Origin of the sequence: Cupriavidus necator N-1 (assembly GCF_000219215.1) — a bacterium.
Classification (GTDB): domain Bacteria; phylum Pseudomonadota; class Gammaproteobacteria; order Burkholderiales; family Burkholderiaceae; genus Cupriavidus; species Cupriavidus necator.
Genome location: NC_015723.1, coordinates 1,245,837 through 1,258,193 on the forward strand (window position 1 = coordinate 1,245,837; position 12,357 = coordinate 1,258,193).

A 12,357-nucleotide genomic window follows, 5' to 3' on the forward strand; every position below is an offset into this window, starting at 1 on the left:
TCTGTTGTTGCTCCTGATTAATGGACCGCAAGCGCGTCCGCATGGTTGAGCTCGGATGCCACCCGCGCATTCCAGCGCGCGCGCCGCTGGGCACGTTCATCGGCGCTGATCGCCGGTTCGAATACCGCGTCCGGGGTGGTGGTGGCACGGGCCTGCTGCATGGAATCCCAAAGCAGGCCGGATGAGCCGGCAAGGTAAGCGATGCCGCGCAGGCTGGCGCGGTCGGTCTCCTTCATGCGGTGGATGGGAATTCCGCTGAGATCCGCCTGCATTTGCAGCAGCGCATCGCTGCCGGACAAGCCGCCGCCAACCACGAGCTCCGACACCGGCACGCCCGCGATCTCCCGGTTTGCCTCGATGCATGAAGTTACCGAATGCGCAATGCCTTCGAGGATGGCAAAGGCCATCTCGGCCTGCGTCGTTGCCATCGAGATACCGGTCAATGCTGCGCGCGCTTCAGGCTGCATGCGTGGGACCCGCAACCCTGTCAGCGCGGGAATAAAGGTCACGCCCCGTGACGACGCAACAGTGCTGGCCAGCGCACTGATTTGCCTGGCGTTCTGAAACCAGCCGAGCTTGTCGCAGACCCAGTTGAGCGCGGAGCCGGTGGTGGCGACAAAGGTTTCGACGGAGAAGTGCGACACGCCCAGCTGCCGGCGCGCGGTCATGGTCAGGGTGCTGTCCGACTTGCCACTGCGTGCGGGAAGGTTCGGGCCGACTACCAGATCGACGAAGCTGCCGGTGCCATGCAGGCACATCGCCTGGCCGGCATCGAGACATCCGAGGCCGATTGCGCCGGCGAGCTGGTCCCCGGCACAAGCCAGGATCGGTACGTCGATACCCAGCACGTCCGGCCGCGTGCGGCCGAAGTCGTCCGCATCCTGGCGCAGCTCAGGCAGCAGTTCACGCGGAAAGCCAAGCGCGTCGATCCAGTCGAGCTGGTAGCGATGCCCGGTCAGCACGTAGGCGTTGCATGAGGTGGCGTTGGTCGGCGTGGTGATGCATGCGCGTGCCGTCGACAGGTGCCAGAGCAGCCAGCTGTCGATGGTGCCGAAGGCGAGCCGGCGCGCACTGAAGGCGTCAGCCACAGCCGGCGTGTCGCGCAGGTGCCGCGCTGCCCACAGGTATGGCGAGCGTACACCGGTGGGGCGGCCGACCGTTTTGCGCAGATTTGCGTCCCATGCCGGCGCGAGCTGGTCAAGATCGGCCGCGTACCGCGTGTCCTGCCACACCATGGCGGGTACCAGCGCACGTCCGGTCTGCGTGTCCCACAGTACCGCGGTGGCGCGCTGGGTGGCGATGGCGAGGGCGGTGACAGTCAGGTTTTGGCGAGCAGCCTGCGCCAGGGTGGCGCGGCAAACCGCCAGGGTTTTGTCGAGCAAGACGTTGGCGTCCTGTTCGACCACGCCAGGGCAGGGGGATCGGACCTCAAGCGTGGTGTACTCGAGGCACATGACATGACCGTCGGCGGCCACCACCGCTGCCCGCGTGCCTGAGGTGCCCTCATCGATCGCAAGGATGACATTTCTGCGCTGGGTCATGGGCGGGCCTTTTCAATCGCGGGATTCATGAAGCCCGGAGCGTCCGGCACATCGCCCTTGAACTGCGGGGCGTCGGCTTCATTGTCGGGGTTGATGGTGGTGCGGGTCGGGTCCCAGCGGATCGCAAAGCAGATGATGCTTGCCAGCAGCGGGACCACGGAGAGAATCAGGAAGGTGGTCTCCAGCCCATACTGTGCGCGGAACAGCGGGAAGACCAGCAGGCCCAGTGCAGCGCCGATGGCACCGAGCGCGCCGATGATGCCGTTGGCGCCCGCGCGCAGTTCGCTGCGGAAAGACAGTGACGACAGGCTCTTGCCGTTTGCGCCGGGCCCGCCCGAGTGGAACAGGATGAACAGCGACGGAACGACCACTGCCATCCACATCGGCATCTTGCCGTTAAACAAGCCCAGGATCAGCAGCATGGCGAATACCGCCGCAAAGCCGAATGCCGAGGCGCGGCGCAGGCCCAGCTTCCGGCCTATAAAGGGCGAGAGGAAGCCGCCAAAGATGCCGCAGACGTTGAAGACCAGCGCGCCGATCGTCGCGTAGACAAAGTCCTTGCCGAACAGGGCCGCACTGATCAGCGGCAGGTACCAGCCGATCGCGAAGTACTGGATCGACTGCCCGATCTGCACGGTGGCCGCCAGGATGGTGCGCGGCAGGTAGACGCCGCGGAAGATCAACAGCACATTGGCCAGGCCGCGGCGCGCCTGGTTGAGGACGGGGATGCGTTCCGCGGGCGGGGCGGCAACGAACTCACGTCCGTAGATGCGCGTCATGGCATGCGCGGCGGCATCGAGCCATTCCTTGCGTGCCAGCCAGATCGGGCTTTCCACCAGGAACAAGCCTTGCAGCAGCAGGATGATCACGCCAAAGACCGCGGTGGCTGCCACTGAGTAGCGCCAGATCGTATCGCCAACGTCCCAGGAGTAGAACAGCAGTGCCAGCAGCAAGTTGGAGCAGACGGCCGTGTACCACATGCCTTGCCACGTGTTCAGCCGACTCTTGAGCTTCACCGGCGTGAACTCCGCCAGCACCGCCATGGCGATGGCAAAGTCGATGCCGTAGGCCGCACCGACAAAGAAGCGCCCGGCCAGGATCACCTCGAAGCCGGGGGCAAACACCACCAGCAATGCGCCGACCACAGCCAGGACCTTGGCGAGAATCAGCGGGCGGACGCGGCCCCAGCGGTCGGCCATCCAGCCGCCGATAGGGTTGAAGGCAATGGCCACCCAGGAGGCAAACGAGGTCAACAGGGCGACCTTTGCGGGCGCGAGTTGAAGGTTGCGCGTCATCGGCCCGAGGCCGGCGCTCAGCGCAGAATTGGAAAACGCATCAAGGAATAGCCCGCCGAGTGCGAGCCACCAGATGACACCGGCCCTGCCGCGAATGCCTGGGCAGGAATCTATGTAGGCAATGACATCATCGATGCCACGAATTTTGATGGCAGAGCGTTGCACGGCGGTCTCCTCTTATTTGTTCTGTAAGAGGCCGCAGCGACTGCAAGGCGCGAAGAGACCATCTTACAGATGGTCTCTTATCTAGATCTGCGTGGCCAATGTATGGCTTCGCAGACACAGCGTCAACCGGGAAAACCCTTGTCCTGAGCACTAGCGTGCAGCGGTATTCCCCACGGCACGGCGCAGACTGGCATCCGGCGGGCCCAGCTGCCCCTCATGCCGCCGCCCCAGCCACCACCCCAGTCCCGCCCACGCCAGCGCCAGCACCGCGCCAGCCAGCGCCACCGTGGCGGGATGGCCCGACAGCGCATCGATCCCCGTCTTGACCCACGCACTGACTGCATCGCCCGCACGGTAGACGGCGGTGTCGATCACGTTCTTGGCCTTGTACTTGGTCTCGGGATTGACCACGGTGAACAGCATCTCGCGCCCGGGGCGCAGCAGCGCGTATTCGCCGACACGGCGCAGGATCATCACGCCGGCCAGCACGCCGAAGGTCGGCAACAGCGCCAGTACGAGAAAGCCGCAGGCCACCGCCAGCGGCACCGCGGTCAGCAGTACCGAGACGCCATAGCGGCGCGCCATGCGGCCGGTGAAGAAGAGCTGGACCAGGATGGTCAGCGCCTGCACGGCAGCATCCAGCGCGCTGAAGACCTGGGTCTGGCGGGTGCGTTCCGGGAAGGCCTCGGCCACCAGCCGCGCCTGCTCGAAATACAGGAAGGTACTGGCCGTGGCCAGCAGGATCACGAACAGGCCGATGCCGAGCAGGTAGCGCGAGCGCAGCAGCAGCGACAGCCCGGCCAGCAGCCCGCCGCCGATCGGGTTGGCCGGATCCTGCGCCGCGCCGGCCGGGGCTTCGCCCGGCTGCACCACGCCCGCGCCGGCGCGGCGGCGCCAGCCGAACAGCCAGCCCACGCCGGGCAGCGTGGCGGCCAGCAGCGCGGCCGACAGCAGCATCAGTCCGGTCAGGCCGATCCGCGGCACCAACCAGCCGCCCAGCACGGGCCCGACCAGCCCGCCCGCGCTGGCGCCGGCGGCCAGCAGTGCGAACAGACGGCGCGCCTGCTCGGGGCGGAACACATCGGCCATCAGGCTCCATGCCACCGACACCACGAACAGGTTGAACACCGACAGCCAGACGTAGAACACGCGCGCCAGCCAGACGTTGTCAGGCAGGGCGCGAGTGGCCAGGGCAAAGCCCAGGAGGTTGGCGATAAAGAAGGCGTACACCCAGGGCACGAAGCGGCGCCGCGGCAGCCTGGCGCAGATCGCGCCGTACAGCGGAATCGCGGCCAGCATCACGACAAAGGTGGCGGTGAACAGCCACTGCAGGTTCTTCACGCCGCCGGCAATGCCCATGGTCTCGCGCACTGGCCGCAGCATGAAATAGCTGGCGAACAGGCAGAAGAAAAACAGGAAGCCGGCCACCACGGCGCCGGTCTCGCCGGGGTGGATGCCGAAACCGCGCCGCAGCCGGGCCAGGCCACCGGCAGGCGGGTCGCGCGCGGGATCGTCCACGATCGATACGGCTCAGCGCAGCAGCGCGGCGATGCGCTCGCGCTGGCCGGGATCGGGCATGCGGCCCAGTCCGGCCCCAAGGTTGTCGGCCATGTTGCGCGGCTTGGAGGTGGCCGGGATCGCCGCGGTCACGGCGGGATGGCTGACGATGAACTTCAGGAACAACTGGCCCCACGAGCCGCAGTCGATATCGCCGGCCCACGGTGGCAGCGGGCGGTCCTTGACGACGCGAAAGAGGCGCCCGTCCTGGAAAGGCCGGTTGACCAGCACCGCCACCCCACGCGCTTCGCACAGCGGCAGCAGCGTACGCTCGGCATTGCGCTCGGCCACGGAGTAGTTGATCTGGACAAAGTCCACGCGCTCGCTGCGCACGATCTTCTCCAGCGCCTCGTGCGCGTCCTCGCGGTAATGGGTGATGCCCAGGTAGCGAATGCGGCCCTGTTCCTTCAGCTCGCGCAGCCAGCGCAGGTTGGCCTGCCAGTCGATCAGGTTGTGTATCTGCAGCAGGTCGATCTTGTCCACGTGCAGGTCGGCCAGCGAGTGCGCCCATTGCGCCTGCGCGGGCGCGCCGGACTTGGCCGAGATCTTGGTGGCCAGGAACACCCGGCTGCGGGCATTGGCCGCGCGCAGCAGGTCGCCGGTCACGGCTTCGGCGCTGCCGTAGCTGGGCGCGGTATCGACGACCGACCCTTCGCTCTGCAGAAGCAGGCCCATCACCTCCGCCAGCGGCTTGCGTTCATCAGCGCCGGTGCCGACGTTGAAGGTGTCGGCGGTGCCCATGCCGATCACGGGCAGGGCTTCGGTGGTGCCCGGGATGTTGCGGCGCATTGGCACGGCTACGGTGGCAGCGCCGGCGGGCAGGGCGGCGCAGGCGGCGAGGCCGGCGGCCAGGGCCAGGAAGGAGCGGCGATCTAGTGGCATTGGGACGGTTCGCGGCAGGTCACACACTGGTTGACCTTAGTAGCTGTCCGGGGGCTTGTAAACCGTTGCTTCAATGCACTTTTTCGCCACGTCACCCGTTCTGATCCCGCCAAAGCCTGGCCTGGAGTGCGGTCTTGCCGCCACCGGCAAGGCCGCCGCCCCAGGGCGTCAGATCACCGTGGCCAGGCCCAGCGTCAGCAGCAGCGCCACCACCGAGATGATGGTCTCGCACACCGACCAGGTCTGGAAGGTCTGGGTCACGGTCATGTTGAAGTACTCCTTGACCAGCCAGAAGCCGCCGTCGTTCACGTGCGACAGGATCAGCGAACCGGCGCCGGTGGTCAGCACCAGCAGCTCCGGGCGGGTGCCCGGCACGCTGGCGGCGATCGGCGCGACGATGCCCGCGGCGGTGGTCATGGCCACCGTGGCCGAGCCCGTGGCGATGCGGATCATCACCGCCACCAGCCAGCCCAGCACCAGCACCGACACGTTGGCGCCGGTGGCGACGTCGACGATGGCGTTGGAGATGCCCGAGTCACGCAGGATGCGGCCAAAGCCGCCGCCGGCGCCGACCACCAGCGTGATGATAGCGGTGGGCGCCACGCACTCGTTGGTGAACTTGAGGATGGTCTCGCGGTTGAAGCCGCGCGCCTTGCCGAAGGTGTAGAAGCTCACCAGCGCGGCAATCAGCAGCGCCATCACCGAGTTGCCAATCAGCTTCAGGAAGTCGTTGGCAAAGGTCTTGGGCGTGGCGATGAGGTCTGCCCAGCTGCCGATCAGCATCAGGATCACGGGCAGCAGGATGGTGAACACGGTGATGCCGAAGCCCGGCAACTCATGCGATGCCTTGACGCGCTCATCCTCTTCGGTGAACTGCTCCGCCAGCGGGTTGATCTCGGGTAGCTTGACGTAGCGGTCCATCAGCTTGGCGAACAGCGGGCCAGCGAGGGCTGCCGTGGGAATGCCCACGATCAGCGCGTACATGATGGTCTTGCCGATGTCGGCGCCATAGGCGGTCACCGCCAGCAGCGCGGCCGGGTGCGGCGGGATCAGGCCGTGCACCACGGACAGGCCGGCCACCATCGGGATGCCGACCAGCACCATCGACGTGCCGGTGCGCTTGGCCACGTTGAAGGCGATCGGCACCAGCAGCACGAAGCCCACTTCAAAGAACACCGGCAGGCCGACGATAAAGGCGATGGTGGCCATCGCCCAATGCACGTTCTTTGCGCCGAAGAAATCGATCAGTGTGTTGGCGATGCGCTCGGCGCCGCCGGATTCGGCCATCATCTTGCCGAGCATGGTGCCCAGGCCGACCACCAGCGCGATATGGCCCAGCGTGCCGCCGACACCGGCTTCAAAGGACTTGACGATGTCGCCCATCGGCATGCCCACGGCAAAGCCGAGCAGCACTGAAACGACCACCAGGGTAATGAAGGGGTTGAGCTTGAAGCGCGCGATCAGCACCACCAGTGCGATCACTGCGATCAGCGCATACACCAAGAGCGTGGTTCCGGTGACGGCACCCATATTGTCTCCTTGTGTGGAAAAAAGGCCGCTTGTGGCGGCAGGGGTTAGTTTTTAGTTTTTCCCCTCTCCCGCGGTAGCGGGAGGGGGGCACGCAATCCGCAGGCAGCAGGCTCAGGCCGCCGGCTTCTTGTAGGCGATGCAGTCCACTTCGACCTTGCAGTCCACCACCATGCTCGACTGCACGCAGGCGCGCGCGGGCGGGTTGGCGCCGAAGTATTCCTTGAAGATCTTGTTGAACGAGGCGAAGTCGCGCGTGTCATCCAGCCAGACGCCGCAGCGCACGACGTGCTCGGGGCCGTAGCCGGCTTCGGCCAGGATGGCCAGCACGTTCTTGATGGCCTGGTGGGTCTGGGGCACGATGCCGCCGTCGATGACCTCGCCGTTGACCATCGGCACCTGGCCGGAGACGTAGAGCCAGCCGTCGGCCGCGACCGCGCGGGCAAAGGGCATGTGCTGGCCGCCGGTGCCGGTGCCGCCTTCGACGCCGAATCGTTTGATGTCCATGGGTACTCCTGGGATGGGTTGGATATGGGAAGGAAGAGGGCAGCGCGCTGGTCAGGCGGCGCCGAACTCAGGCCGCGAGCCTCGCGGCAGGAACCGGCCGGCGCGCACGCCGGTGGTCTGGCGCTGCTGCCATGACAGCTCGCCGTTGACCCAGACCGCGGCAATGCCCTCGGCCGGTTGCATGGGATCGGTAAAGCTGGCCGCATCGCGGATGGTGGTGGCGTCGAACAGCACCAGGTCGGCCCAGTAGCCTTCGCGCACGAAGCCGCGTTCCTGCAGCCCGAAGCGCTCGGCGGACATGCCGGTCATCTTGTTGACGGCCACCGACAGCGGGAACAGCTCGCGGTCGCGGGCGTAGTGGCCCAGCACGCGGGGGAAGGCGCCCCACAGGCGTGGATGCGGCAGCGGGTCGTTGGGCAGCCCGTCCGAGCCGACCACCGTGGCCGGATGGCTCAGGATGCGGTCGACGTCGGCGTCTTCCATGCAGTGGTAGACCGCGCCCGCGGGCATCAGCCGTCGCGCGGCTTCGTGCAGGTCTACCTGCCATTCGGCGGCGATATCGGCCAGCAGGCGGCCGCTCATTTCGGGCGCGCCTTCGGACCAGGTCACCATGATGTCGAAATCGCTGGTGACCTGCTTCAGGTCCAGCGTGGAGGAACTGGCGGTGTAGGGGTAGCAGTCGCAGCCCACCGGCTGCCAGCGCTGCGCGCCGTCGAGCGCGTCCAGCACCTCGGTGCTGCGGCCCCAGTTGGCCACGCCCGCGCATTTCAGGTGCGAGATCACCACCGGCACGCGTGCATGACGGCCGATGCGGAAGGCCTCGTCCATGGCGTCGAGGATCTCGGCGAACTCGCTGCGCAGGTGGGTGGCGTAGAGCGCGCCGGCCTTGGCCAGCGGTTCGGCCAGCGCCAGCACCTCATCGGTCGGCGCGCTGAACGCGTTGGCGTAGGCCAGGCCCGTGGACAGGCCCAGCGCGCCATGCTGCAGCGCTTCTTCCAGCTGTGCTCGCATTGCCGCGATTTCTTCCGGCGTGGCAGCGCGGTCGAAGCGGTCCATATGATTGCTGCGCAGCGCGGTATGGCCTACCAGCGCGGCAACGTTGACCGCGGGCTGCGCGGCTTCCACCGCATCGACGTAGCTTTTGAAATCCGGGTAGCGGAAGGCGTCGGCATGGCCGAGCAGGTTCATCGGGTCGGGCGGCTCGCCCGCCAGCGTCACCGGCGCGGCGCTGATGCCGCAGTTGCCGACCACCACCGTGGTCACGCCCTGCGACAGCTTGGGCGTCATCTCGGGCTGGCGCACCACGTTGGTGTCGTCGTGCGTATGCACGTCGATAAAGCCCGGTGCAAGGACCAGGCCGTCGCCTTCGACTACATGCGAGGCGGCGTCGGGATCGATCGCGCCGGCTTCATCGATGCGGGCGATGCGGCCGTCGCGCAGGGCCACATCGGCCAGGCGCGCGGCGGCGCCGGAGCCGTCGATCAGGGTGACGCAGCGGATCAGGGTATCGAACAGGTGTGGCATGGTCAGTCTCCCAGCGGCTGGCGGCTGTCAGGGCCCCTGGCGGGGCCGCTTTCGCCGCGGTGGGTGTCCAGCACGTACTTGAGCCGGCGCAGGCGCTCCTTGCTCTGGTCCGGCTGCAACAGCGCGCATTGCGTGGCGAGCACGTCCAGCACCATCAGCATGGCGTAGCGCGATGCCGACGGCTTGAAAATGAAATCCGTCTCCAGCGTGCGCACCGGCAGCAGCACGTCGGCACGCGCGGCCAGCGGCGAGCCCAGCGCGGTCACGGCCACCAGGCGGGCACCGTACTCGCGCGCGATATCGCAGCTGGCCAGCATCTCCGGCACGCGGCCGCTGGCCGAGAAGGCCAGCACCACGTCGTCGCGGCCCAGCGTGGCCGCCACCATCTTCTGCAGAAGCGCGTCCTGGTAGCTCGCCACCGGCTGGCCCAGGCGCGCCAGGCGATGGCGGGCCTCGTCGGCCATGAACGACGAGCCGCCGCCCATGCCAAAAGCGTAGACCATGCGTGCACCAAGCAACAGGCGCGCGGCCTGTTCGATGCGCTGCGCATCCATCAGGCCGCGGTTGACTTCCAGCGCGGTGAGGATGTCGGCGTGGATGCTGTCGGCCAGCGTGGCCGGGGCGGCTTCACCGGCGGGAACGCTGCCGGGCTGCAGGAAGCGCGCGCCTACCGCGGTGGCCTGGGCCAGGCGCAGCTTCAGGTCGCGCACGTCGCGGCAGCCGATGGCCTTGGCAAAGCGCGTCACGCTGGCCTCGCTGACGCCGGCCTTGCGCGCCAGTTCATTGATGCTGGCGGCGGCCGCGCCGGCCAGGTCTTCCAGCACCACCTGCGCCACCTTCTGCTCGGCCAGGCGCAGCGCGGGGCCGCGCTCGGCGATGCGGGTCAGGATGTCAAAGGGCGCGGTCATGGGCGGCAGGTCTGGTCGGAAGACGGGTCGGATCGAAATGTGACGGAAGCTGCAGTGCCCGCGGGCAGGGGCTATAACTGTGATTGGCGCACGTGGCGGGTGCCAGTCGCGTTGTCCCGGCTAGCCCTTCCGGGCATCTGCGTGTTACTTTATAACAAGGATGAAATATCTTATTTTCAGGGCTATCATTACGTCAATCAGATTTTTTCAGGGTGATGACAAGCATGCGTGAAATAAAGTATCAGGCCGGCGTGATCGATCCGCTCAACAAGGCACTGGGCCGGATGGAAGGCCCGATCGCCCCGGATGCGGCCGGCCAGACCGGCTGGAACTTGTTGCAGGAAGAGTTGAGCCTGCCGGCCGCGGTGCTCTATGAAGACCGGCTTGCGCACAACCTGGAATGGATGCGCCGCTTCATGAACGAATACGGCGTGCAGCTTGCGCCGCACGGCAAGACCACCATGGCGCCCAAGCTGTTTGCGCGCCAGCTCGGCGCCGGCGCGTGGGGCATCACGCTGGCCACCGCGCACCAGACCGCGGCCGCGCATGCGCACGGCGTCAAACGCGTGCTGATGGCCAACCAGCTGGTGGGCCGGCGCAATATGGAAATCATCGCTGACCTGCTGCGCGATCCGGATTTCGAATTCTTCGCGCTGGTGGACTCGGCCGCGCTGGTCGACCAGCTCGGCAAGTTCTTCCAGGAGCGCGGGCAGAAGCTGCAGGTGCTGCTGGAGCTGGGCGTGGAAGGCGGGCGCACCGGCGTGCGCGACGACGCGCAGCAGCAGGCCGTGCTGGACGCGCTGGCGCGCTGGCCGCAGGCGCTGTCGCTGGCCGGCGTCGAGATCTATGAAGGCGTGCTCAAGGAAGAAGCCGATATCCGCAAGTTCCTGCAGCGCACCGTGGCGGTGACGCGGCGGCTGGCACGGGAAGGCCGCTTCGGCCGCAGCCCTGTGGTGATGTCGGGCGCGGGCTCGGCCTGGTACGACGTGGTGGCCGAGGAATTCGCGCGCACCGAGATCGGCGCGCCGATCGACATCGTGCTGCGCCCCGGCTGCTACCTGACGCACGACGTGGGCATCTACCGCGCCGCGCAGCAGCGCATCCTGGCCAGCAACCCGGTCGCGCAGAAGATGCGCGAGGGCCTGCTGCCGGCGCTGCAGCTGTGGGCCTATGTGCAGTCGATCCCTGAGCCGGACCGCGTCATCATCGGCATGGGCAAGCGCGATGCGGCCTTCGACGCCGGCATGCCGATCCCGGCACGGCTGTACCGGCCCGGCACCGAGGCGCCGGTGGACGTGCCCGCGCACTGGGAAGTCACCGGCATGATGGACCAGCACGCCTACCTGCAGGTCAAGCCGGGCGACGACGTTCAGGTCGGCGACATGATCGCCTTCGATATCTCGCACCCATGCCTGACTTTCGACAAGTGGCGCCATATCCCGGTGCTGGACCGCGACATGCGCGTGATCGACATCGTGCAAACCTTCTTCTGAGGCAGGCAGCCCCATGAGCATCGACATCCTGGCCTACGGCGAACCGCTGGTGGAGTTCAACCAGCAGCCCGACGATCCGTCGCGCTACCTGCAAGGCTTTGGCGGCGACACTTCCAACTTCTGCATTGCGGCTGCGCGCCAGGGCGCCAGCACCGGCTATATCTGCGCGGTCGGCGCCGACACCTTCGGCGAGCGCTTGCGCGCGCTGTGGACGCAGGAGCGGGTCGATACCCGCCACGTGCGCGTCGACCCGAGCGCGCCTACCGGGGTCTACTTTGTCTCGCACGACAACCACGGCCACCGCTTCGACTACCTGCGCGAAGGCTCTGCCGCCAGCCGCTACCAGCATGAGCATCTGCCGCTCGGCGCGATCGCCGCGGCGCGCTACCTGCACCTGTCGGGCATCAGCCTGGCCATCAGCACCAGCGCCTGCGATGCCGGGCTGGACGCGATGGAGCATGCGCGCAAGGCCGGCACCAAGGTCACGCTGGACACCAACCTGCGCTTGCGGCTTTGGTCGCTGGCACGCGCGCGCGGCATCATGCGCGAGGCCCTCATGCTGACCGATGTGTGCCTGCCCAGCTGGGATGACATCACCGTGCTGACCGGGCTGGACGACCGCGACGCCATCGTCGACTACCTGCTGGGCTGCGGCATCGGCCTGGTCGCGCTGAAGCTGGGCGAAGAGGGCTCCTATGTGGCCACGCCCGAGTCGCGCGCGCTGGTGCCGCCTTATCCGGTCAAGCCGATCGATGCCACCGGCGCCGGCGACTGCTTCGGCGGCAGCTTTGTCGCGCGCCTGGCCGCGGGTGCCGATCCGTTCGAGGCGGCGCGCTATGCCAACGTGGCCGCCGCGCTGTCTACCACTGGTTATGGCGCGGTGGCGCCGATCCCCGACGCCCAGACCGTGCTGGGCCGGTTGGCGCAGTCAGTGTCGGTGATCGCGTGACCCGGTTGG

Annotated in this window: 10 protein-coding genes; 2 read left to right on the forward strand and 8 right to left on the reverse strand. The window is 67.3% G+C overall.

The window, feature by feature from the left end:
* Positions 1–17 precede the first annotated feature (17 nt).
* From CNE_RS23800 to CNE_RS23835, 8 genes are all read right to left on the reverse strand, one after another.
* Positions 18–1,541 (reverse strand): FGGY family carbohydrate kinase, encoded by a 1,524-nt coding sequence (locus CNE_RS23800; protein ID WP_013952840.1) that lies wholly within the window; start codon positions 1,539–1,541, stop codon positions 18–20.
* On the reverse strand, positions 1,538–3,001 hold the full coding sequence (locus tag CNE_RS23805; protein WP_013952841.1) for an MFS transporter: 1,464 nt from the start codon (positions 2,999–3,001) through the stop codon (positions 1,538–1,540). Before CNE_RS23805 ends, CNE_RS23800 begins: the two co-directional genes overlap by 4 nt.
* A 150-nt stretch (positions 3,002–3,151) precedes the next feature.
* A complete protein-coding gene (locus tag CNE_RS23810; RefSeq protein ID WP_013952842.1) occupies positions 3,152–4,519 on the reverse strand; it encodes an NTP/NDP exchange transporter in 1,368 nt (455 codons plus the stop codon).
* Between the two features lie 12 nt (positions 4,520–4,531).
* Positions 4,532–5,440 carry an aldo/keto reductase gene (locus CNE_RS23815; RefSeq protein ID WP_013952843.1) on the reverse strand — a complete coding sequence of 303 codons (909 nt, stop codon included), beginning with the start codon at positions 5,438–5,440 and terminating at the stop codon, positions 4,532–4,534.
* A gap of 168 nt (positions 5,441–5,608) precedes the next feature.
* Positions 5,609–6,970, reverse strand: a complete 1,362-nt coding sequence (locus tag CNE_RS23820; RefSeq protein WP_013952844.1) for a GntP family permease — start codon at positions 6,968–6,970, stop codon at positions 5,609–5,611.
* A gap of 111 nt (positions 6,971–7,081) precedes the next feature.
* Complete coding sequence (locus tag CNE_RS23825) at positions 7,082–7,474, reverse strand: RidA family protein (protein WP_012355941.1); 393 nt, start codon at positions 7,472–7,474, stop codon at positions 7,082–7,084.
* A gap of 51 nt (positions 7,475–7,525) precedes the next feature.
* Positions 7,526–8,998 carry an N-acyl-D-amino-acid deacylase family protein gene (locus CNE_RS23830; protein ID WP_013952845.1) on the reverse strand — a complete coding sequence of 491 codons (1,473 nt, stop codon included), beginning with the start codon at positions 8,996–8,998 and terminating at the stop codon, positions 7,526–7,528.
* Positions 8,999–9,000: 2 nt separating this feature from the next.
* Entirely contained in the window at positions 9,001–9,906 is a 906-nt protein-coding gene (locus CNE_RS23835) for a MurR/RpiR family transcriptional regulator (RefSeq protein WP_013952846.1), read from the reverse strand.
* A 224-nt stretch (positions 9,907–10,130) separates the two neighbouring features.
* On the opposite strand from CNE_RS23835, the gene CNE_RS23840 reads away from it, so the two are divergent.
* On the forward strand, positions 10,131–11,399 hold the full coding sequence (locus CNE_RS23840; protein ID WP_013952847.1) for an amino acid deaminase: 1,269 nt from the start codon (positions 10,131–10,133) through the stop codon (positions 11,397–11,399).
* Between the two features lie 13 nt (positions 11,400–11,412).
* Positions 11,413–12,348, forward strand: a complete 936-nt coding sequence (locus CNE_RS23845; RefSeq protein ID WP_013952848.1) for a sugar kinase — start codon at positions 11,413–11,415, stop codon at positions 12,346–12,348.
* The last annotated feature ends 9 nt before the right edge of the window (positions 12,349–12,357 follow it).